23 protein-coding genes are annotated in these 22,040 nt (G+C 65.9%); 15 read left to right on the top strand and 8 right to left on the bottom strand.

The window, feature by feature from the left end:
- The gene (locus AWB66_RS01465; protein WP_087628477.1) at nt 1-426 is read right to left on the bottom strand and encodes a ribulose bisphosphate carboxylase small subunit; all 426 of its coding nucleotides are present in this window, start codon (nt 424-426) and stop codon (nt 1-3) included.
- A 36-nt stretch (nt 427-462) separates the two neighbouring features.
- Nucleotides 463-1,953, bottom strand: coding sequence for a ribulose-bisphosphate carboxylase large subunit (locus tag AWB66_RS01460; RefSeq protein ID WP_087628476.1), 1,491 nt, complete (start codon nt 1,951-1,953; stop codon nt 463-465).
- A 318-nt stretch (nt 1,954-2,271) separates the two neighbouring features.
- Between AWB66_RS01460 and pqqA the strand changes: the two genes are divergently transcribed.
- From pqqA to AWB66_RS01445, 3 genes are all read left to right on the top strand, one after another.
- The gene (pqqA, locus tag AWB66_RS34870) at nt 2,272-2,346 is read left to right on the top strand and encodes a pyrroloquinoline quinone precursor peptide PqqA (RefSeq protein ID WP_008354335.1); all 75 of its coding nucleotides are present in this window, start codon (nt 2,272-2,274) and stop codon (nt 2,344-2,346) included.
- Between the two features lie 100 nt (nt 2,347-2,446).
- Complete coding sequence (locus AWB66_RS01450; RefSeq protein ID WP_087628475.1) at nt 2,447-3,013, top strand: DUF447 domain-containing protein; 567 nt, start codon at nt 2,447-2,449, stop codon at nt 3,011-3,013.
- Between the two features lie 11 nt (nt 3,014-3,024).
- Entirely contained in the window at nt 3,025-3,732 is a 708-nt protein-coding gene (locus AWB66_RS01445; RefSeq protein ID WP_087628474.1) for a (5-formylfuran-3-yl)methyl phosphate synthase, read from the top strand.
- Between the two features lie 7 nt (nt 3,733-3,739).
- On the opposite strand, the gene AWB66_RS01440 is transcribed toward AWB66_RS01445, so the two are convergent.
- The 3 genes from AWB66_RS01440 to AWB66_RS01430 form a co-directional block, all read right to left on the bottom strand.
- The gene (locus AWB66_RS01440) at nt 3,740-4,330 is read right to left on the bottom strand and encodes an amino acid kinase family protein (RefSeq protein WP_087628473.1); all 591 of its coding nucleotides are present in this window, start codon (nt 4,328-4,330) and stop codon (nt 3,740-3,742) included.
- Nucleotides 4,331-4,471: 141 nt separating this feature from the next.
- Nucleotides 4,472-5,596 (bottom strand): hydantoinase/oxoprolinase family protein, encoded by a 1,125-nt coding sequence (locus AWB66_RS01435; RefSeq protein WP_087628472.1) that lies wholly within the window; start codon nt 5,594-5,596, stop codon nt 4,472-4,474.
- On the bottom strand, nt 5,593-6,639 hold the full coding sequence (locus AWB66_RS01430) for an ATP-grasp domain-containing protein (protein ID WP_087628471.1): 1,047 nt from the start codon (nt 6,637-6,639) through the stop codon (nt 5,593-5,595). Before AWB66_RS01430 ends, AWB66_RS01435 begins: the two co-directional genes overlap by 4 nt.
- Nucleotides 6,640-6,958: 319 nt before the next feature.
- Between AWB66_RS01430 and AWB66_RS01425 the strand changes: the two genes are divergently transcribed.
- From AWB66_RS01425 to AWB66_RS01380, 10 genes are all read left to right on the top strand, one after another.
- Nucleotides 6,959-8,332, top strand: coding sequence for a molybdopterin-binding domain-containing protein (locus tag AWB66_RS01425; protein ID WP_087628470.1), 1,374 nt, complete (start codon nt 6,959-6,961; stop codon nt 8,330-8,332).
- The gene (locus AWB66_RS01420) at nt 8,329-10,005 is read left to right on the top strand and encodes a formylmethanofuran dehydrogenase subunit A (protein WP_087628469.1); all 1,677 of its coding nucleotides are present in this window, start codon (nt 8,329-8,331) and stop codon (nt 10,003-10,005) included. The genes AWB66_RS01425 and AWB66_RS01420 overlap by 4 nt, the downstream gene beginning before the upstream one ends.
- 5 nt (nt 10,006-10,010) lie before the next feature.
- Nucleotides 10,011-10,952, top strand: a complete 942-nt coding sequence (gene fhcD / locus AWB66_RS01415) for a formylmethanofuran--tetrahydromethanopterin N-formyltransferase (RefSeq protein ID WP_087628468.1) — start codon at nt 10,011-10,013, stop codon at nt 10,950-10,952.
- Nucleotides 10,949-11,764, top strand: a complete 816-nt coding sequence (locus AWB66_RS01410) for a formylmethanofuran dehydrogenase subunit C (RefSeq protein WP_087628467.1) — start codon at nt 10,949-10,951, stop codon at nt 11,762-11,764. Before fhcD ends, AWB66_RS01410 begins: the two co-directional genes overlap by 4 nt.
- 99 nt (nt 11,765-11,863) lie before the next feature.
- Nucleotides 11,864-12,442 (top strand): cytochrome b, encoded by a 579-nt coding sequence (locus AWB66_RS01405; protein ID WP_087628466.1) that lies wholly within the window; start codon nt 11,864-11,866, stop codon nt 12,440-12,442.
- Between the two features lie 56 nt (nt 12,443-12,498).
- Nucleotides 12,499-13,419, top strand: coding sequence for a pyrroloquinoline quinone biosynthesis protein PqqB (gene pqqB, locus AWB66_RS01400; protein ID WP_087628465.1), 921 nt, complete (start codon nt 12,499-12,501; stop codon nt 13,417-13,419).
- Between the two features lie 20 nt (nt 13,420-13,439).
- The gene (gene pqqC / locus AWB66_RS01395; protein WP_125469638.1) at nt 13,440-14,141 is read left to right on the top strand and encodes a pyrroloquinoline-quinone synthase PqqC; all 702 of its coding nucleotides are present in this window, start codon (nt 13,440-13,442) and stop codon (nt 14,139-14,141) included.
- A complete protein-coding gene (gene pqqD, locus AWB66_RS01390; RefSeq protein WP_087628463.1) occupies nt 14,138-14,401 on the top strand; it encodes a pyrroloquinoline quinone biosynthesis peptide chaperone PqqD in 264 nt (87 codons plus the stop codon). The genes pqqC and pqqD overlap by 4 nt, the downstream gene beginning before the upstream one ends.
- A 4-nt stretch (nt 14,402-14,405) precedes the next feature.
- Nucleotides 14,406-15,593: a pyrroloquinoline quinone biosynthesis protein PqqE gene (gene pqqE, locus AWB66_RS01385; RefSeq protein WP_087628462.1), complete on the top strand. Its 1,188-nt coding sequence runs from the start codon at nt 14,406-14,408 to the stop codon at nt 15,591-15,593.
- A complete protein-coding gene (locus AWB66_RS01380) occupies nt 15,590-16,297 on the top strand; it encodes a response regulator transcription factor (RefSeq protein ID WP_087628461.1) in 708 nt (235 codons plus the stop codon). Before pqqE ends, AWB66_RS01380 begins: the two co-directional genes overlap by 4 nt.
- On the opposite strand, the gene AWB66_RS01375 is transcribed toward AWB66_RS01380, so the two are convergent.
- Nucleotides 16,222-17,262 (bottom strand): histidine kinase, encoded by a 1,041-nt coding sequence (locus AWB66_RS01375; RefSeq protein WP_087628773.1) that lies wholly within the window; start codon nt 17,260-17,262, stop codon nt 16,222-16,224. The genes AWB66_RS01380 and AWB66_RS01375 overlap by 76 nt on opposite strands.
- A 166-nt stretch (nt 17,263-17,428) precedes the next feature.
- Here AWB66_RS01375 and AWB66_RS01370 point away from each other — a divergent pair, with 166 nt between their 5' ends.
- Nucleotides 17,429-19,786, top strand: coding sequence for a TonB-dependent receptor (locus AWB66_RS01370; RefSeq protein ID WP_087628460.1), 2,358 nt, complete (start codon nt 17,429-17,431; stop codon nt 19,784-19,786).
- Nucleotides 19,787-19,827: 41 nt separating this feature from the next.
- Here AWB66_RS01370 and AWB66_RS01365 read toward each other — a convergent pair whose 3' ends face one another.
- Together AWB66_RS01365 and AWB66_RS01360 are read right to left on the bottom strand one after the other, a co-directional pair.
- Nucleotides 19,828-20,880 (bottom strand): beta-propeller fold lactonase family protein, encoded by a 1,053-nt coding sequence (locus AWB66_RS01365; RefSeq protein ID WP_087628459.1) that lies wholly within the window; start codon nt 20,878-20,880, stop codon nt 19,828-19,830.
- Nucleotides 20,881-21,027: 147 nt separating this feature from the next.
- The gene (locus AWB66_RS01360; RefSeq protein ID WP_087628458.1) at nt 21,028-21,552 is read right to left on the bottom strand and encodes a DUF3280 domain-containing protein; all 525 of its coding nucleotides are present in this window, start codon (nt 21,550-21,552) and stop codon (nt 21,028-21,030) included.
- 277 nt (nt 21,553-21,829) lie between these two features.
- Between AWB66_RS01360 and AWB66_RS01355 the strand changes: the two genes are divergently transcribed.
- Nucleotides 21,830-22,024: a hypothetical protein gene (locus tag AWB66_RS01355; RefSeq protein WP_087628457.1), complete on the top strand. Its 195-nt coding sequence runs from the start codon at nt 21,830-21,832 to the stop codon at nt 22,022-22,024.
- Nucleotides 22,025-22,040: the final 16 nt, after the last annotated feature.

Below are 22,040 nucleotides of genomic sequence, written 5' to 3'. Positions count from 1 at the left end.
TCATCGCTCCGTGTAGCGTTCGCCAGCGGGGCGATCGGTGGCGTAGGTTCGCATCGCGTAGTGCTGCGCGCGGCCGCGGCCTTCCTGACGTTCGAGCCTGAATCCGGGTTCGACGGCGGGTCGGTTGACGATGAACGAGAGACGCATGGTCTCGAAGCCGCGCACCGAATCGAAGGCGTTCACCTTGACGTAGTGCTGCGGATAAGTCGTGCGGCAGGCGTTGACCTCCTGCAGCACGCCGGCGGCATCGTGGAGGTCGAACATGGGCAGGCCCCACATTTCCCAGTACGTGTTGCGCGGATGCGGATCGTCGGTGAACTCGACCGAGCAGGCCCAGCCCTGACTCAGCGCGTATTCGATCTGCTTGCTGATTTCTTCGTTCGTCAGGGGCGGAAGGAAGGAAAACGTTCCTTGAGTGATGTGCATGACTGGCGTCCTTGAGTTAGGGATTCAGAACCGGCCTTACACCGCAGTCGGCGTGACAGCAAAGTCCGGCGTATCGGTCGACGCATAGTTGAACGTGACGTCGCGCCACGTATCGAGCGCCTGCTTGAGCGGCGAGCACCACCGCGCGGCGGCCTCGAGCAACTCGGGCCCTTCGCGAGCGATATCGCGTCCTTCGTTACGCGCCTTGACGATGGCTTCGAGTGCCACGCGATTCGCGACCGCGCCGGCCTGAATCCCCCCCGGATGCCCGATCGTCCCGCCGCCGAACTGCAGGATGCAGTCGTCGCCGAAGAGATCGATCAACTGATGCATCTGCCCCGCATGAATGCCGCCCGACGCAACCGGCATCACCTTGCGCAGCCCGGCCCACGGCTGGTCGAAGAAAAGGCCCCGCGACAGATCGACATCGTTGCGCGCCTCGCGGCACACGTTGTAATAGCCCTGCACCGAAAGCGGATCGCCTTCCAGCTTGCCGACGGCTGTCCCCGCATGCGCATGATCGACGCCCGCCATGCGCAGCCACTTCGCGATCACGCGAAACGAAATGCCATGATTGCGTTGCCGCGTGTAAGTGCCATGCCCCGCGCGATGCAGATGCAGGATCATGTCGTTCCTGCGCGCCCACTTCGACATCGACTGGATCGCCGTCCAGCCGATCACGAGGTCGATCATCACGATGCACGAACCCAGTTCCTTGGCGAACTCGGCGCGTTCGTACATGTCCTCCATCGTGCCGGCCGTCACGTTCAGATAGTGACCCTTCACTTCGCCCGTCTCGGCCTGCGCGCGGTTCACCGCCTCCATCGAAAAGAGATAGCGGTCGCGCCAGTGCATGAACGCCTGCGAGTTGATGTTCTCGTCGTCCTTCAGGAAGTCGAGACCGCCCTTCAATCCTTCATACACCACGCGCCCATAGTTCTTGCCCGACAGCCCGAGCTTCGGCTTGACCGTCGCACCGAGCAGCGGCCGTCCGTACTTGTCGAGACGCTCGCGCTCGACCACGATGCCCGTCGGCGGCCCTTGAAACGTCTTCAGATAAGCGACCGGTATGCGCATGTCCTCGAGCCGCAATGCCTTCAACGGCTTGAAACCGAACACGTTGCCGATGATTGACGCCGTCAGGTTGGCAACCGAGCCTTCCTCGAAGAGATCGAGTTCATAGGCGATGTACGCGAAGAACTGCGGCTCGCCCGTCGCGGACGCGGGCACCGGCTCCACGCGATACGCCTTTGCGCGATACATGTCGCAGGCAGTGAGCCGGTCGGTCCAGACGACGGTCCAGGTCGCCGTCGACGATTCGCCCGCCACCGCTGCCGCCGCTTCCTCCGGCTCGACGCCCGGCTGCGGCGTGATGCGAAAGAGCGCGATGACGTCAGTGTCCTTCGGCGTGTAGTCGGGCTGCCAGTAGCCCATCTCGCGATACTTCATGACGCCTGCCGCATAACGTGAACGCGGGTCCTGCGGATTGCGGACCGCCTCGACGGCGGCTTTGCTGAAGTCGTTCATTGCGGTTCCTCGAGAGTGGTTGTCCCTGTCTGCCTGCTGAGACTGCAGCGTAGGCGCGCCCTCTCTCGAAGGGAATTCACGAATTTCTTGTGCGGCCCTAAACGATCCTTTTATCGCGGGTTATTGCCTATGATGCGAATGGAACACTTTGCTGCGTTTCCGCGACAGTCGTCCTCGAAAACGTGCGCCCGTTCCATTCGCCATCGCTCGCGGTCGCATTGGCATGAGGCTTGCGTAATGATCGGCGCCTGCGCGTTGCGGCGAGCGATCGCTGAAGCGCAAGGGCATCGGTTGAACCATCAACGAGGAGGAACGTGTATGCAATGGACTACCCCGAGCTTCACCGATATGCGTTTTGGTTTTGAAATCACGATGTATATCGCCACCCGTTAATCCCGCACTGGCCGCGATGAGCGGCTCTCGTGCGGGATCGTTTGATCCGTAGTCCAACCTGCCGGCTCAAAGCCTGCCGCTACGACCAGCGTTCCCCGCCATGATTTTCGAAACGATCGTCACGACCGCGGCGCGCGATGGCCGGCCTCACATCGCGCCGATGGGCGTGCGCTTCGAGGACGACCTCGCGATCCTTGCGCCCTTTCGTCCCTCGACGACGCTCGACAACATCCTCGCCACGCGCGCCGCCGTGATCAATCTCACGACCGACGTGCGCGTCTTCGCGGGCTGCGTAACGGGCACGCAGCGCGACTGGCCGACGCTGCCCGCGAGCCGCGTCGAAAGCGTGCGGCTTCTCGGCTCGCTCGCGCACATGGAATTGCGCCTCGACGAAGTGAGCGACGACGACCAGCGTCCCGTGCTGAGAATGAAGTGCGTGCATCGCGAGACGCACGCGCCGTTTGCCGGCTTCAATCGCGCGCAGAACGCCGTCGTGGAAGGCGCGATCCTCGTGAGCCGGCTTTTCATGCTGCCCGCCGACAAGGTGGACAGCGAGATGGCCTATCTTCAGATCGCCATCGACAAGACCGCCGGCGAGGCCGAACGCATCGCGTGGAACTGGCTGAAGGAAGCGGTCGCGCGGCATCGCAGCTCGAACCCGCAGTAACGGAGACCCCCATGACCGCCTTGCTCGCGAGCGTGCGCTCGTCCGCTGAAGCGTTGGATGCCGCGCATGCCGGCGCCGCGCTGATCGATCTGAAGGAACCGGGCGCGGGCGCGCTTGGCGGCGTGGCCGTTGGCGAGATCGCGCGCATCGTGCGCGAACTGCGCTCGCACTATCCCGTGAAGCCGATCAGCGCGACCATCGGCGACCTGCCGACCGACGCCTTCGACGAAATCGCCGCGCGCGTGATCGACGTGAGCAACGCGGGCGTGGACTACGTGAAGGTCGGCGTGACGCCGGGACCGGATGCGGCGCGCTGTCTCACGCTGCTCGCGAGCTTGCCCGCATCGGTCGTGCCGGTGCTGCTCTCGGACGACGGCGCGGACGAGGCACTCGCGGCGTTCGCGGGAGGCCTCGGCTTCGCGGGCATCGTCTTCGATACGGCGAGCAAGGACGGCCGCACGCTCTTCGATTGCGTCGATGCGCCGACGCTCTCGCGCTGCCTGTGCGCGGCCGGTGCGCGCGGTTCGATGACGTGCGTGGCGGGGTCGCTCGGCTGGGCGCAGCTCGCGCAGATTCGCGCGCTCGGGCCGGACATCGCGGGCTTCCGGACGGCGCTCTGCGACGAAACGGAAGGACGCGCGGGAAGGCTCGACCCGAAGCGCGTCGCGCGCCTGGCCGATGCGTTGCATCATCCGGTGCAGGCGGCCAGCGTGGCGTAAGGCGGCTTCAAACCACCGGCACGTTCAACAGCCTGTCGCGCATCACCGCGAGGTCGCCCTTGTTGAACATCTCGACGACGTAGTTCGCGTCCTTCACATGACCGACGAAACGCGCGTCCACGACGCCGCTCGCCGCGAGCGTCTCCAGCGGCGCGCCCGCGTCGACGGGACATGACTTCACGACCATCAGGCGCTCGGCGTTGAGCGAGTTCGAGAGGATCGCCGCGAGGCTGTCGGAGGTCGTGTCCCAGTTGGTGGTCGTATCCGGCGTGATGCGCATCAGGCCGGTCGGCACCCACACCGCCACATGACCGTCGCGCAATGCGCTGCGGATCCGCTCTTCGCTCGACGCCAGCACGAGTTCCGGCAGGATGCCTTGCATCAGGATCGCGTACTGCGCCATCGCGAGCAAACACATGTTGTGCGCGACCAGATCGTCGACCCGCCAGTCGAGCTGGTACTGGCGAACGGCGTCCGCGAAATCGGCGCCGCCCGGCACGATCACGACGCGCCCGCCTCCTATTTCCCAAAGCTGCGTGAGCCATTCGCGCAGCGCCGGGTCGTGGCTCAGGCTTCCGCCGATTTTCACCACCCACATGACGTGTGTCCTCGCATTGTCGTGACTGCTTCGATGCCGCGCACCGCGTGTCGTGCCATTCGATTGTCGTTTCCCCGCTGCCTTCGCGCACGCCTTTTGCGCTGCGCGCACGGCCATTCGCGCGGGGAAGCGTTCCCGTTTTCACGCCGCCATCGATTCTCCCTCGCCGCCCGCGCGCGGCTGATCCGTCGAGGTCGCTGAAGCTGCCAGCAATCCGACGGCCACACTCGGCGCGCAGGTCGAGGCCCACTCGCCGAGGTCGGCGGCTTGCCCTGCGGCACCACGTGCCGCGCCCGCCAGCATCGCGAAATCGACGTAGCTGCGCGCGTCCTGGCGCGCGAGCGCCGCCGCCAGAAAGCGTCCGCATCCCGCCCCGACGATCGGCGCCGCCGCCAACTCCGGATGCGCCGCGCACACACGCGCGAGGCTCGCCTCGATCGCGCGCAACTGCTCGCGGCGCCACTCGCCGGCGAAACGGCGCCAGTCGGCGTCGCTCGCATCGGCGGCATCGCGGCCGATCATGCGGGCCATGCGCGCACGGCTCGCGGGCTTCGTCTTCGGGCCGTTGTCGGCGCTCGGATGCTGGTCGTGCGGCGGCCACAACTCGTCCGTCAGACGATAGACATCCGCGCTCGTCGCGAACCATTCGTTCATCACGCTCGTCGCCTCGCCGCGAAACGCGATGCGATGCGCGATGCCGCACAGCGGCGTGCGCACCACGCCCTGATAGACGAGTTCGCCCGTGACGAGCCGCTCGGCATCGTTCGAGCCGCGCGCCGCGACCTGACCGCCGACGATCGGCACGATGTCCGTCGTCGTGCTGCCGATGTCGATGAAAAGCGCGTGAGGAACGCGCGTCGAGACCCACTGCGCGCTCGCGTGCCAGTTCGCCGACGCCACCTTGCGCCAGCCGTCCGCGCAGGCGGAACGCGCGAGCCAGCCCGCCGCGCCCGCGTAGAACAGCGTGCGCGGCCCGAGCCGCTGGGCGAGCGTGCTCGCGAGCACGCGCACGCCTTCGGCGCGGCTCGCGAAGAGATCGACCATTTCGCCCGTCATCGTGACCGCGTGGCGCGCGGTGGCGTCGCCCGCGGCGGGCCAGCGTTCGAACACGGCGTCGATCGCGCGCTCGAGATGCGCGAGCCCCTGCCACAGCGGACACGCCCATTGCGCGACGTCGGCGACGATGCCCGCGCGGCTCGCCATCGACACCTTGACGTGCGCGCCGCCGACGTCCCAGCCGAAGACCGGTGCGTCCGAGGCGCTCACGAGAGTCCTCCGAACGCGCGAAAGCGCGGTTGCGCGTCGGGTTCGAAGCCCGTGACGCCGTGCACGGCGAGCAGGTCGCGCGCGAGATTGTGCTTCTGGACCCGCGACTGCCCCGCATACGCGACCGTCAGGCGCGGATTCACTTCGATCACGACCGGTCCGCGCTCGCGATGCCACACCAGATCAATGCCCGCGAAGCCGCGCAAACCCGGCAGCGCCGCGACGACGCGTTGCGCGAGCGCATCGAGCGTGCGCCCCTGCACGCCGCGCCGGTCGATGCGGTCGATATCCACGCCGCTGAACTCGACGACGCGTTCGTTGCGGCCCGCAGCGGCGCTGTCGGGCAAGCCGATGCGCTGGCGGTTGATCGAGAGAAGCGTCGCGCCGCGCTCGCCGCACAGGAGCGACAGGCTCAGCGGCTCGCCGTCGATCCATTGCTGGAGCACCGGATTGCGGCCCGCTTCCGCGCGCGCCTCGTATTCCGCGACAGCGTGGCCGAGATCGTCGAAGACGTAGGTGTCGAGGCCGCCGGCGCCGTCGTCGGGCTTGACGACCCACTTGCCGCCGTCGACAGCGGTTGCCGCAACCGGTTCGAGCGCGGGCGTCGTGACGATGCCGCGCGCGGCCAGGCACGCCGCCGTCGCGCTCTTGCTCGATGTCACGCGGATCGACTCCTTCGAGCAGCCGAGCCAGCGCGACGCGCCGACCGCATCGTAGAGCCGCAGCAACAGGCCGTCGCATTCCGGCGCGACGATCCACGCGTAGTCGTGCTCGCGGGCGATGCGCGCGACGAAGCGCGTCATCGGCTCGCCGGGTTCGGCGACGTGGCGCACGGTGTCCGTGTCCGCGCCGGCCGATTCGAAGTGCGAACTCGCGTAGGAAACCTGCACGCCGTCCAGCTCGCGCAGATCGGCGACGAGCGCATCGCGCATCACGCGGCCCTCGACGATCAGCGCACTCAGGTCCGCGAGGCTGCCCGCGCCCGCGACTTGCGGGTCGATGCCGCCGCCGGTGAGATATTCGAAAACGAAGATTCTGGTCAAAACGAGAGACCTCATCGCAGGTGATGCCGGTTGTCGATTGTGGACGGCTCACACAATATCCGTGCCATGTGGTGCGGCGCGTCATAGGCGTCGGCGGGCTGTCATCCATCTGCAAGGCGCTGTTGCAACGAGTGTCCAGCGGGTGACACTGTGTTCCAGAAGGACGCACATTATGTTCGGCCAAGGCGATTCGTCCGCGCGCGCACCCGTCGATGTGCCGGGCATGCGTCGATGCCGGGCGTCGAAGCCCCGAGCGGACGCACGCAGCGCGCGAGCGCGCCGTGCAAAAACCGGCATGGACCTTGCTCAAAGGGGCGCCATGCACGAACCGTCTCCCCCTACTTCGAGTGCCGGCCAACCGGGCGCCGCTGTCGCGCCTGCGCCGTCGCCTTTATCGTCGCCTGCGCAGTCCGAGCCGGTTACAAGCGCGGCTAAAAGCGCGACCACACGCGCGGCCCAAGGCGACTGGACCTGCCCGTTTTGCCCGCTGCTATGCGACGACATCTCGTTAGACCTGCACGGCGACGGCAGTCTCGCCGCATCGAACACCGACTGCCCGCGTCTTGCGCGCTCGATTGCGCGCTTCGGCGCCGCCGATGCCGCGTGCACGCCGACGATCGACGGCGCGTCCACCGATCCCGCGTCGGCGCTCGCGCGTGCCGGGGAGATCCTGTCGCGCGCGCGCCGGCCGCTGTTCGGCGGCCTCGCGACCGACGTAGCCGGCGCCCGCGCACTGTATGAACTCGCGGCCCGCGCGGGCGCGGTGCTCGACCATCTGCACGGCGACGCGCTCGCCGCATCGACGCTCGCGCTGCAGGATCGCGGCGCGTTCTTCACGACGCTTTCCGAAGTGAGATCGCGCGCCGATCTCATGGTCGTGTTCGCCTGCGAGCCCGCGCTACGCTATCCGCGCTTCTACGAGCGCGCGTTCGGCGGTGTCGAGCGCGACGTGACGGCGTGTTTCGTCGCGTGTCCCGTCGATCCGGCCGCAGCCGCGCTGCCTCACGTCAGCACCGACTCGATCCTCGCCGATGCCGATCCGTTCGATCTGCTCGCGCAATGGTCGGCGCTGATCGAAGGACGCGGCATCGCGGAACGCGAGTTGTCCGCGCTCGCCGACCGGGTCGCGGCCGCGCGCTACACGGTGTTCGTCTATGAGCCCGCCGCGTTGCCGCAGCCGCACGCGGCGCTGCTGATCGAGGCGCTCAATCGCATCGTCAAGGCCGTGAATCGCACGACGCGCGCCGGCGGCCTCGCGCTCGGCGGCGACGACGGCGCCCTCACCGTCAATCAGGCGATCACGTGGCTCTCGGGCTTTCCGCTGCGCACGCACGTCTCGATGACCGCGCCGCTCGATCACGATCCGTATCGCTATCGCACACAAACGCTGCTCGCCGACGGCGAAGCCGACGCGCTTCTATGGATCGCGAGCTTCGGGCCGGAGCCGCTGCCCGCGTCGCTCGCGGACGACGTGCCCGCCGTCGTGCTCGGCCACCCGGCGCTCGCGGGAATGCTCGGCAAGCGCAGCGCGCCGACGGTGTTCATTCCCGTGGCAACGCCCGGCATCGACAGCAGCGGGCATCTCTTTCGCATCGACGCGACGGTGGTCGCGCCGCTTCAGCCCGCGCGCCGTGCCGCGCTGCCGACCGTCGCCGCCATCGCGCAGCAGCTCGCGCAAAGGAGCCGGCCATGAGCCTCGCGCGGCTTAGGGGCGGCATCGTCTACGATCCCGCGAACGGCGTGAACGGCGAGCGCCGCGACGTGTACTTCCGCGACGGACGGATCGTCGATGCCGCGGCGAACGCGAGCGTCGATCACGATTACGATGCGTCCGGCATGGTCGTGATGGCGGGCGGCATCGATCTCCATTCGCACATCGGCGGCGGCAAGACGAACCTCTCGCGCCTGTTGCTGCCCGAAGACCATCGCGCCGATGCCGCGCCGGATGCCAACGGCAAGTACCTGCGGCTGCCGTCGTGCGGCGTCTGCACGCCGGGCACGCTCGCGACTGGCTACCGCTATGCCGAGATGGGCTACACCGCAGCCTTCGAGCCGGCGATGATGCCGTCGAACGCGCGTCACACGCACCTCGAAATGGGCGACACGCCGATCATCGATCACGGCGCCTACGTGATGATGGGCAACGACGAACTGTTCCTGCAGATGCTCGCCGCGCGCGACGACTTCGAGCGTCTGCGCGACTACATCGGCTGGACGATCCACGCGAGCAAGGCGCTCGGCGTGAAGGTGGTGAATCCGGGCGGCATCTCGGCGTTCAAGTTCAACCAGCGCTCACTGAACGTGGACGAGGCGCATGTCCACTACGGCATCACGCCGCGCGAAGTCCTCGCCACGCTCACGCGCGCGCTGACCGAACTGCGCGTGCCGCATCCGCTGCACGTCCACGCGAGCAACCTCGGCGTGCCCGGCAACATCGACTCGACGATCGCGACGATGGACGCCGCCGACGGCCTGCCGATCCACCTCACGCACATCCAGTTCCACAGCTACGGCACCGAAGGTCCGCGCAAGTTTTCGTCGGGCGCGCGGGCGATTGCGGACGCGGTGAACGCGCGGCCGAACGTCTCGATCGACGTCGGCCAGATCATCTTCGGACAGACCGTCACAGCTTCCGGCGACACGATGATGCAGTTCAGGAACGCGCCGCTCGCGAACCCGCGCAAGTGGATCGTCGGCGATATCGAATGCGACGCGGGCTGCGGCATCGTGCCGTTCCGCTATCGCGAACAGAGCTACGTGAATGCGCTGCAATGGATCATCGGGCTGGAGATTTTCCTGCTCATCGACGACCCGTGGCGCGTCTCGATGACCACCGATCATCCGAACGGCGGCCCGTTCACGAGCTATCCGCATCTGATCCGGTTGCTGATGGACAAGACCTTCCGCGATGAACAGCTCGACCGCTTGCATCCTGAAGCGAAGGTCGCGAGCGCGCTTGCAGAACTCAAGCGCGAGTTCTCGCTGTACGAGATCGCGATCATCACGCGCGCGGGTCCGGCGCGTTTGCTCGGGTTGAAAGATCGCGGGCATCTCGGCGCGGGCGCGGCGGCCGATATCGCTGTCTATCGCGACGAGCCGGATCGCGAGCGCATGTTCACGTCGCCGGCTTACGTGTTCAAGGACGGGCAACTCGTCGCGGAGAACGGCTCGCTGGTGGCCGCGCCGACGGGCGGCATCCACTTCGTGTCGCCCGAGTTCGACCGCGGCATCGAAAAGACGCTACGCGCGTTCAGCGAAGCGAATCTCGCGGGCAACTTCGCGCACGCCGCCATCAGCGACGACGAAATCTGCGCCTGCTGCCGCGGCGGGCGCCTGTTGCCGGTCGCGTGCTTCGACCCCGCGTGAGCGCCATGCAGATCAACGACACGCTCATCGACGACACCTTCGCGGAAGCCTTCCCGATGAAGGCGACGCGCCTCATCATCACGGCGCATACGAGCGCGTGGGCGCGCAACGCGGCGCTCTCGCTGACGGGCTTCGCGACCTCGGTGATCGACTGCGGCTGCGAGGCGGGTATCGAACGCGACCTCGCCGCGAGCGAGACGCCCGACGGCCGGCCGGGGATTTCGGTGCTGATGTTCGCGGTGTCGTCGAAGGAACTGGCGAAGCAGATCGGACGGCGCGTCGGCCAGTGCGTGCTCACCTGCCCGACGACGGCCGTCTACAGCGGCATCGACCCGGCGACCAGCCGCGCGCCGCTCTCCGACAACGCGCCGCTCGGCAGCGGCCTGCGTTTTTTCGGCGACGGCTGGCAGATCTCCAAGATGCTCGACGGAACACGTTACTGGCGCGTGCCGGTGATGGACGGCGAGTTCGTCTGCGAGGAAAGCACGGTCACGGTGAAGGCGGTCGGCGGCGGCAACCTGCTTTTTCTCGCGCGCGACATCGACTCGGCGCTCGCCGCCGCCGAAGCAGCCGTGACCGCGATGCACCGGCTGCCGAACGTCATCACGCCGTTTCCGGGCGGCGTCGTGCGCTCGGGATCGAAGATCGGCTCGAAGTACGCAGGCGCGACCGCCTCGACCAACGACGCGTTCTGCCCGACGCTGATCGGCCTGTCGCGCAAGAGCGAACTCACGCCGGACGTCGCGTGCGTGCTGGAAATCGTGATCGACGGTTTGACCGACGCCGACGTCGGCGCCGCGATGACGGCGGGCATCGCGGCGGCGTGCGAACTCGGACGCGCCAACGGCATGCTGCGCATCTCGGCGGGCAACTACGGCGGCAAGCTCGGGCCTTATCACTTTCGTCTGCGCGAACTCGCGGCGGGCATCGGTGGAGCGCGCGCATGAGCACGATCACGCTTGCCGTAAAAACTACACTGGACAGGCGCATCGACGGGTCGAATTTACTGCCTGCCGCGCTGGCCGCGCTTTCCGTCGACGAAATTGGGCGCATCGCGCTTCGTGCGGGCAATGAGACGCGCGTGCTCGGCGATTTGTTCGATATAGCTCGCGAGGAAAGCGAGGTGCCGGCGCTCGTCATCGAAGGCGATGCGCGCCTGATCGACCGGCTCGGCGCGAACATGGGCGAAGGGCGGCTCTCCGTGAACGGCGCGGCGGGCGACTACGCGGGTTTGCGCATGACGGGCGGCGAGTTGCGGATCGCGGGCGACGCGGGCCGCTTCGCGGGCTGCGAGATGAGCGGCGGGCGGCTGACCGTCAGCGGCTGCGCGGGCGACTTCGCCGCCGGCGCGCTGCCGGGCGACATGGAAGGCATGACGGGCGGCACGCTCACGATCCTCGGCGACGCTGGCGCGCGTCTTGCGGACCGGATGCGTCGCGGGCTCGTGCTGGTGGGCGGCGACGCGGGCGATTTCGCGGCGTCGCGCCTGGTCGCGGGGACGGTCTGCATCGCGGGGCGCGTCGGCGCACACTATGGCTATGGCATGCGGCGCGGCACGCTGCTGTTGATGCGCGACCCCGGGCGCCTCCCGCCGACCTTCACCGAAGGCGGCCACGGCTTCGAGGTGTTCTGGTCGCTGTTCGTGCGATCGCTTGGGGCGCAGATCGCGCCGTTCTCCGCGCTCGATCCACGCGTGCCGCCGCGGCGCCATGCCGGCGACCTCGCGGTGGACGGACGAGGGGAATTGCTGATCGCGTAATCGTTCTCACGCGATAAGAATGGAACGAGCGTCAGATAAAGACGCGAGCGAGCGCGCGAGCGCTGGCGAAACCAGCGGCATTCGACGAGGAGCCTCGACATGAACACTGCGCAATCGCCCGGTGCGACGCGCGAACCCGACGAACGGACGAGCGCTGACACGCAGCGCTTCGCCCGTCCGCTTGTCGTGCTGCACTGGTTGATCGCGCTGTGCATCATCGCGATGCTTGGCGTCGGACTGTATATGGTGGGCTTGCCGAAGGGACTGCCGTTCAAGTCGACGGTGATCAACTTCCACAAGTCGCTGGGCATGACGGTTTTCCTGCTGGTGCTGATCCGCATCATGGTACGCATGGCTTACGGTCGACCGCCTCTGCCGCCGATGGGAGCGTGGCAACGCGCCGCCGCGAGCACCACGCAGGCTCTTTTATATGTCGGCATGGTGGCGATGCCGTTGACCGGGTATCTGGGTTCGTCGTTCAACAAGTACGGGACCAAGTTCTGGGGGTTGCCGCTGCCGCAGTGGGGACGCGACGATCCGCAGTTGCGAGAAGCGTTCTTTACCGCGCATGGCGTGATTGCCTGGGTCTTGATCGCGCTGATTCTTTTGCATTTTGCCGGGGCGATGAAGCATCACTTTATCGATCGCGATGGGCTCTTGCGGCGCATGTGGACGTGATGTTTTGGTTGCACTTGTTGTCGTGTTAAACCCATCCCAACGAAGGACATGTCTGAATGAAGATCAAAGTGCTCGGCTCATCGGCTGGCGGCGGTTTCCCGCAGTGGAACTGCAACTGCCGCAACTGCGACGGCGTTCGCAAACGCACGCTGAAGGCGATTCCGCGCACCCAATCCTCCATCGCGATCAGCGAAACCGGCCGCGACTGGCTGCTCGTGAACGCGTCTCCCGACATCCTCGCGCAGATCGCCGCGAACCCTGAGCTGCAACCCGCGCGCCGCCCGCGCGATTCGGGCATCGCCGCCGTGCTCACCATCGACGCGCAAATCGATCACGTCACCGGTCTCCTGATGCTGCGCGAACGCGACACGCCGCTGCCGCTCTACGTGACCGATCCCGTGTGGCAAGACCTCTCGACCGGCTTTCCGGTCACGTCGATCCTCGCGCACTACTGCGGCGTCGAACGCCATCGCATCGCGCTCGACGGACAAGCGCTCTCGGTACCGGCGCTGCCGAACGTGCGCATCGACGCGCTGCCGCTCACGAGCAAGGCGCCGCCCTATTCGCCGCATCGCGAAGCGCCCGAACGCGGCGACAACATCGGCCTCGTCTTCACCGATACGGTCTCTGACCGGCGCGTGTTCTACGCGCCCGGCCTCGGCGCCATCGAGCCGCACGTGTACGAGGCAATGTCGAACGCGGACCTGATCCTCGTCGACGGCACGCTCTGGACCGACGACGAAATGATCCGCCTCGGTCTCTCGAAGAAGACCGGCGCCGACATGGGACACCTCGCGCAATCGGGCGCGGGCGGCATGATCGAAGTGCTCGATTCGATCGACCGGCCGGGCGCGCGCAAGGTGCTGATCCACATCAACAACACGAACCCGATACTCGTCGAGGACGGCCCCGAACGGCGCATCCTCGCTGAACACGGCATCGAGGTCGCGAGCGACGGCATGTCGTTCGAATTATGAAGAGGCATGGAGAATCATCGATGCAGAAAGAGACACAAGCCGCCTGGACCCGCGACGAATTCGAAGCGCAGTTGCGCGCGAAGGGCACGGCGTACCACATCCATCATCCGTTCAACGTGAAGATGAATAGCGGCGGCTGTTCGCGCGAACAAATCCGCGGCTGGGTCGCGAACCGCTTCTACTATCAGATCAACATTCCGCTAAAGGATGGCGCCGTCATTTCGAACTGCCCCGACCGCGAAACGCGCCGCCGCTGGGTGCTGCGCATTCTCGATCACGACGGCTATGGCGACAACGAAGGCGGCATCGAAGCATGGGCACGGCTCGGCGATGCAGTCGGCCTCACGCGCGACGAACTCTGGTCGCTCGAACACGTGACGCCCGGCGTGCGCTTCGCCGTCGATGCCTATGTGAACTTCGCGCGCCGTGCGCCGTGGCAGGAAGCGGTGTGCTCGTCGCTTACGGAGATGTTCGCGCCGCAAATCCACAAGGACCGGCTCGCAACATGGCCCGAGCACTATCCGTGGATCGAACCGGTCGGCCTTGCCTACTTTCGCTCGCGCATCTCGCTCGCGCAGCGCGACGTCGAACATGGACTCGAAGTGACGCTCGATCATTTCACGCGCCGCGAGCAGCAGGAACGCGCGCTGGAAATCCTGCAGTTCAAGCTCGACATCCTCTGGACCATGCTCGATTCCATCGAAAAGGCGTTCCCGCAATGAACGACGAAGCCCATCGCCCGAAGCTCAAGAAGCTGTTCCGCCTGCAGTGGGAACCGGCGCAGGACGCGCACGTCCTGCTGTATCCGGAAGGCATGGTGAAGCTGAACCAGAGCGCCGCGCAGATTCTTCTGCGTTGCGACGGCACGCGCGATCTGCCCGCGCTCGTCGCCGATCTCGAACAGGCGTTCAACGCAACCGGGCTCGATGCCGACGTGCGCGCGTTCGTCGCCGGCGCGCAATCGCGCGGCTGGCTGGAGTAAGAGCATGACCGATCTCTCGCAACCGATGACCGAAGCCAGGCCGGCGACAATCGCGCCGCCGCTGTGGCTGCTCGCCGAACTGACGTACCGCTGTCCGCTGCATTGCGTGTTCTGCTACAACCCCGTGAACTACGCGGACCACAGCAGCGAACTCACGACGCAACAATGGATCGACGTGCTGCGCGAAGCGCGCGCGCTCGGCGCGGCGCAGCTCGGCTTTTCCGGCGGCGAGCCGCTCCTGCGCGACGATCTGGAAGAACTCGTCGGCGAGGCGCGCAAGCTCGGGTTCTATACGAATCTCATCACGTCGGGCGTCGGCCTGACCGACAAGCGGCTCGACGCGCTCAAGGACGCGGGTCTCGATCACATCCAGTTGTCGTTTCAGGACTCGACGCAGGAACTCAACGACTTCCTCTCCAGCACGCGCACGTTCGACCTGAAGAACCGCGTCGCGCAGGCGATCAAGGCGCACGACTTCCCGATGGTCCTCAACTGCGTGCTGCATCGCTACAACCTGCCGCACGTCGACAAGATCATCGACATGGCGCTCGCGATGGGCGCCGAGTATCTCGAACTGGCGAACACGCAGTACTACGGCTGGGCGCACACGAACCGCTCGCAACTGATGCCGACCGCCGAGCAGCTAAAGGAAGCGGAAGCGGTAGTCGAGCGCTATCGCCGCGAGATCGGCGACCGGTGCAAGATCTTCTTCGTCGTGCCCGATTACTTCGAGCGGCGTCCCAAGCGCTGCATGAACGGCTGGGGCTCGGTGTTCCTCGGCGTCGCGCCCGATGGCGCCGCCTTGCCCTGCCACACCGCGCGCTCGCTGCCGGGCCTCACCTTCCCGAACGTGAAGGACGTGCCGCTGCGCGAAATCTGGTACGAGAGCGATGCGTTCAACCGCTTTCGCGGCTTCGACTGGATGAAGGAACCGTGCCGCAGTTGCGAAGAGAAGACCATCGATCTGGGCGGCTGCCGCTGCCAGGCGTATCTGCTCACGCAAGACCCCGCGAATGCCGATCCGGTTTGCGACAAGTCACCGCATCACGAGAGCGTCGTCAAGGTCGTGCGTGCCGCCGCCGCGCGCGAGCCGAACGAGCATCCCGTCGTCTTTCGCAACGATGCCAATTCGCGGCGCTTCACGTCGAAGCCCGCCGCGTCCGACGATCCGCCCAAGGGAGCGCGAACATGATCACCGCCGACATCTCGGTCCTGCTCGTCGACGATCACGCGGTCGTGCGCGAGGGCTACCGGCGTCTGCTCGAACTGAGCCCCGACGTGCGCGTCGCGGGCGAGGCCGCCAACGCGTCCGAAGCGTATCAACGATTTTGCGCGCTGCGTCCGGATGTCGTCGTGATGGATCTAGCGCTGCCGGGCGCGAGCGGTATCGAAGCGATGCGGCGCATGCTCGCGCGCGAGCCGGATGCGCACGTGCTCATCTTCAGCGTCCACGAGGAAGCGATCTTCGTGCGCCGCGCACTCGATGCCGGCGCGCGCGGCTATGTGACGAAGGCAAGCGCGCCCGATGTGCTCGTCGAAGGGGTGCGCGCAGTGGCGAGGCGCGTGTGCTACCTGAGCGCGGATGTCTCGCAGGCGCTCGCCTTGCGCACGACGTTCCAGGAAGGGCCGCCCGGACGGCAACTTTCGGCGCGCGAATTCGAAGTGCTGCGTCTTTTGGTGCAGGGCTACACGTTACCGAGCATCGCGGAGAAGCTCGGACTGAGCCAGAAGACGGTAGCGAACCATCAGTCGACGATCCGTCAGAAATTCGGCGCCGACAACGGTGTGCAGCTCGCGCAGATGGCGAACCGCCTCGGACTTCATTTTTCCGATTTCGCGGGCGGCACGCCCTCGTTCGGCTCGCTCGGTCCGCTCGGCTCCGGCACGCCTGCGTGAGCTGAGACGCGCGCGCAAAAGAGAAAGCCGTCGCCGGGCTGGCTCGCGATGTGGAACTCGCCGCCGAGCGCTTCCACGCGCTCGCGCATGCCGATCAGACCCAGCCCGCGGCGCGGCTTGGCGAGGTCCATGCCGGGCCCGTCGTCGGCCATCGTGACGACGATCTCGCCCGCATCCGAAGTCGCGTCGCCGCCCGGTGCGCGCACGAGGTAAATCTCGACGCGCGAATCGCGCGCGAACTTCGACACGTTGGTCAATCCCTCCTGCACCAGCCGATAGAGCGTGATATTGAGCGCATCGGAAAGGCCGGAAAAATCGCCGTCGACGGCAAGCGCAAAGCTCGCGTGCGGCAGACGCTCGCGCCAGCTTTCGACGCAATGCTCGATGGCGGTCGGCAGGCCGAATTCGTCGAGGCCGATTGGCCGAAGACGCCGGATCATTCCACCGATCTCGCGGTACACGTGGTTTGCACTTTGCATCAGCGCGAGCGAGAGCCGGTGAATCTCCGGCTCGCGTTCTGCCGACAAATCGCGGATGCGCCCGGCATCGAGCGAGATCGCATTCAGATACTGACCGAGTTCGTCGTGCAGTTCGCGCGCCAGATGCCGCCGCTCGGTCTCTTGCGCATCGAGCCCCTGCATCGCGAGGCGCCGGTTGTCGGCGAGCAGCCGCTCGGCTTGTTCCTCCAGCGCACGGCGGCGTCCCAGTTCCTGCTGGGACTCGCGATAGCGCCGCCACGCAAACCACGCGCTCCCGCTTGCGAGCACGACGAGCGTGCCGGGCAGTTCGTCGAGTTGAAAGCGCTCGGCGCTGCGGGTCCAGTGATACGCCAGCTCGCTGAAATCGAAGACGGAAAAGAGCGCACCGGCAAGCGCGGTAAGCGCGAAGACGAACGCGAGATCGCGCCGCACCGTCGAGCGAGGCATGGCACGTTTCGCGGGCAATGGCAGGGAGTCGGGTGGCATCACGGAAGGCATTGTACGCATGGGCCTCGCCTCGCGCGGGTACGTGCGGATTCGTTTGGGAACGTTTCCCAGCGCGATCGGGAGAACTTCCCGGGGCGCTGGCGAAATCTTATGCGACGCTTACATCAAAGGCTCAAGCACATAAAACAAGCGTGTGGAGACGACGATGAAGAGCATGACGCGCAAGATAGGGCAAGCGCATCCGTTCAAACCCCGATCCGCGTTGCGGCTCTGCTTCGGCGGCGCACTCGCGAGCATCACCGTCAGCGCGTGGGCACAGGCCGAAGCGCCGTCGGCGGCGTCCGCGGCTTCTGCGCCCGTCGCGGCATCGGAGGCCGCGCCCGCACCCGTGCAGGCGGAGGCGCTGCCCTCGATCGTCGTGGTCGGCACGACGCCTTTGCTCGGCGTCGGCACGCCGCTCGAAAAAGTGCCCGCGAACGTGCAGACGATCCGCGGACGCGACATCGACGCCCAGCATCCGCAGACGATCTCCGATTACTTCGCGGCCAACGTCGTCAGCGTCGACATCAACGACGCGCAGGGTAACGGCTCGCAGGCCGACATCAACTATCGCGGCTTCACGGCGTCGCCGCTGCTCGGCACGCCGCAAGGGCTTTCGGTGTTTCTGGATGGCGTGCGCGTCAACGAACCGTTTGGCGACGTCGTCAATTGGGACCTGATTCCGCAGGCCGCGATCAACATGATCCAGATCGTGCCGGGCTCGAATCCGACCTTCGGCCTGAACACGCTCGGCGGCGCCGTCGTCGTGACGACCAAGAACGGCCGCTCCAATCCGGGCGGGAATGTCGAAGCGAGCTTCGGCTCGTTCGGGCGCAAGACCGCGCAGATCGAACAAGGCGGGGTGATCGGCAGCAACCTCGACTACTACTTCACCGCCAACGTCACGAACGACAATGGCTGGGCGGAACACAACGCGAGCAAGCTGCGCCAGGCGTTCGGCAAGCTGCGCTACACCGACGCCGACACCACGATTTCCCTTTCGATGGGCGCCGCCGACAACACGCTCGACGGCAGCCAGACGATCCCGACATCGTTCCTCGACAATCGCAAGCAGGCGTACACGTATCCCGACACGAACGAAAATCAGGTCGGCTACCTGACGCTTTCCGGCGATCACTACTTCAACCCGAACGTCCAGCTTTCCGGCAACCTGTACTACCGCCATTACCGCAACAAGAACACGAGCAGCAACGTCAACGACGAGTTCGGCACGGTCGAGGACAACGGCGACATCGACGACATCCAGGCGACGAACGACCAGTCGGTGATCGTGACCGACAGCTATGGCGGCAGCTTGCAGCTCACGCTGCTCAACAAGCTCTTCGGGCGCGACAACCAGCTGGTGCTCGGTGCCGCCGGAGACTTCGCGAACTCTCACTTCACGCAGGCATCGCAGGATGCGTTCTTCACCGACTCGCGCGCGACCGTGGGCATCGGCGGCTTCAATCCGCAGACCGATGCGAAGACGCGCAACCAGAACTGGGGCATCTACTTCGAGAATACGTTTTCGTTCAACGAACAGTGGTCGATGACGCTCGCGGGGCGCTACAACTGGTCGAAGGCCGTGATCGCCGACGAGAGCGGCGTGCAGCCGCTGCTCGACGGGAACCATACGTTCTCGCGCTTCAATCCGGCGATCGGATTCAACTGGAACCCGACGCCCGCGTTCACGGCCTACGCGACCTACAACGAAGGCATGCGTTCGCCGACGGCGATCGAGCTTGCGTGCGCGGACCCGGCCGCGCCCTGTTCCTTGCCGAACGACTTCATCGCGGACCCGCCGCTAAAGCCCGTGATCTCCAAGACGTTCGAAGTGGGTGCGCGCGGGCGCCTCGGCAACGCGACGACGTGGAGCGCGGCCATCTACAGCACGAATCTCACCGACGACATCCAGTTCGTGAGCAGCCAGGGCGCGGCGAGCACGCTGGGCTATTTCCAGAACGTCGGCAAGACGCGCCGGCAGGGGCTGGAACTCGCGGGACGCACGCAGTACGGACCGGTCGGCATTGCGGCGAGCTACAGCTATGTGAACGCCACGTATCGGTCGACGTGGACGGAGAGCGCCGGGAGCAATTCCAGCGCGGATGACGACGGCAACATCACGGTGCATTCGGGCGACCGCATCCCGGGCATTCCGGCGAACACGGTGAAGGTGAGGCTCGACTATGCGGCGACGCCGAAGTGGAACATCGGTACGAACCTGTCGTATCGCGGCAGTATCTTTGCGCGCGGCGACGAGAACAATCAGGACACGAACGGCAAGATCCCAGGGTATTTCCTGATCGACCTCGATACGACGTACAACGTCACGAAGCAGTTGCAGGTGTTTGCCACGGTCAAGAATCTGCTCAACAAGAAGTACTCGACGTTCGGGATTCTCGGCGAGAACTTCTTCAACGGGCCGAACCATACGTTCAACGGAGCGGACACCGTCAATGAGCAGTTTCTTGGGCTCGGTGCGCCCAGAGGCGCCTGGGTGGGAATGCGGTATGCATGGAAGTGAATGGCTGCTGGCGCTTGCTTGAAACAAGCGCCAGCAAAACCTCACCGCCCGATCGACCCCGCCGAAGGCGGAAAAGTAACGATCCCCCAGGCCAATGGCAACTCGCCGATCTGCTTGATGGTCTGATAGTTCGCGGCATCGAGCACGTAGACCGCATTCGACCTCCCGCACGCAAGCAGCAGCTTCGCCCCGTCCGGCGTGAAGCTGAAGTGCCAGCACCGCTGCCCCACGGGAACATCGCTCACGTGTTCATAAGTCTTGCCATCGAACACCTGCAAGGTCTTGTCCCGCGATGCCGCCACGAAAAGCCGCTTGCCGTCCGGCCCGAACGCGATCCCATACGGCCCCGTCTTCGTATCGACGGTCTTCAGCGTCTTCAGGCTGCGCCCATCGAGCACGACGAACTTGTTGGCGTTCTCCAGCGTGACGACATACTGCTTGCCGTCAGGCGACGCCTTGATCCCGCGCGGCCGCGATCCCTTTGCGAGCTTCACGGTGCGCAAGGGCTTGCCCGTCCCCACGCGATATACCGACACCGTATCGTCGCCCTCGTTGGTCACGAGAACTTCCTTGCCGTCAGGCGAAAACTCGACGCCTTCCGTCTCGCGCCCGCTCTTCACCGAATGCACGACCTTCAAGCTTTTCAGATCGACGATGGCAACCTCCGCCGGCGGCGAGTTCTCGTCTTCCTTCTCTTCCTGCGGCGGCTGTCCCGGCGGACCGCTCTCGCCCGGCTCGTAGGTCACGTAGGCGTAGCCCTTGAACACGCGCACGAACTCCGGGTTCTGGCCGATCTTCGCGCGGCGCACGATCTGCCCCGTCGACGTATCAATCTCCGAGAGATCGCCCGTCGCCTTGTTCGCGACGTAGAGGCGCGTGCCGTCCGCATTCAGGCTCAGTCCGCGCGGACCATCCTTGCCGAGCGAGATGATTTTCGTGAGCGTCATCTGGTCGAGGTCGATCACGCCGACGCCCGCCGTCTCGCTCGTCACGTAGGCGACCGGCGCGGCGGCGTGGGCGACGTTGAAGGCGCTTGCGGCAAGCGTCGTCGCGGAAAGCAGCGCGAGGCGCGCCGCCTTGTATCTGTCTTGCATGTTCGTCTCCGGCGTATTGTTCTTTGCCGCGCACAGGCGATGCCGCCACGATGCGCGAGCCCCGTTAGCCAAGTTAGCCCATCAGGCGTTCGCTTGACAATGGCAGACGCCGGGAGATTTTCCCGAATTCGGCCGCGCGCGGACGGGTCAACGTGTCGCGCCGGCGTCGGCGGCGAGCAGATCGACGAGCGATTTCACGCCGCGCCGCCAGGACAGGTCGGTATTGCCGCGAATATCGACGGAGCGCTGGAACACCGCCTTGCCCGTCGCGACATCCTCGACGCGCAGGTTGATGTTGAGGATCAGGTTGCTGATCTTCTGCACCCAGCAGACGCCCACGCGATCGACGCCGAGCGCGCGTCCCACTTCCAGTTCGCAGCCGTTGCACGCGTTGAGATCCTGCGATGCCTGGAGACTCGCGATGAGTTTCCCGGCCGGCGCGTTGTCGGCGACGTGGAAGAGTTCGCGCGAGCGCAACTGATCGCGCAGTTCGTCGCTGATCATGCCGAGCCGCGCGTTCTGGACGCGCGTGAGTTCGGCGTCGTTGTAGGCGGCGTTGTCGTCGATTAGCGCGCAGTTGACGAGCGCGATCGAGCGGGGCGCGGCGTGCGCCTGCGAAGCGAGCATGCAAAAGCACGCGACAAGGGTGCAAGCGATGGTCTGCCGGTTCATGGGTTCTCCTTTTCCAGACGACTAGCAACGGATCGAAGTTAAATCAACGCGGCCAGGAATTCAACGCGCATGCGTCGCATGCGGACCAACTGCGGCGCGCTGCCTGTTCGACCGAAGCCAACACGAGCGGCATCACACGCATCGCGCATGAAGGCCGCGAGCCTTATCCCGCTTCGCTTCGCGCAGGCAACGACCCCGCTTCGCACGATTGGCACAGGCCTTGCAAACCATCGGACGAGCACACGCCGTGCTTGCGTCCGACCTCAAGGAGCCCATCATGGAACGCGCCCTCATCATCAAAGACCTTCCCTTCTCCGAAGAAGAAGCCACCCTGAACCGCGATCAAATGAAGCAGCTTATCGGCGGCCGGGCCGTTCAGGTGCGCGTCGACAACAACGGTGTCGGCACGGTCGACGACTGGGAGATCAACACCGCCATCTTCGAAGGCCGCATCAAGGGAACGTATATCTGAAGCCTGCGCGGCGTGC

The sequence above is a fragment of the Caballeronia telluris genome (genome assembly GCF_001544495.1).
Lineage (GTDB): Bacteria > Pseudomonadota > Gammaproteobacteria > Burkholderiales > Burkholderiaceae > Caballeronia > Caballeronia telluris.
The sequence above is the reverse complement of the archived record's forward strand: the minus strand, read 5'-3'. Positions and strand labels throughout refer to the sequence as shown.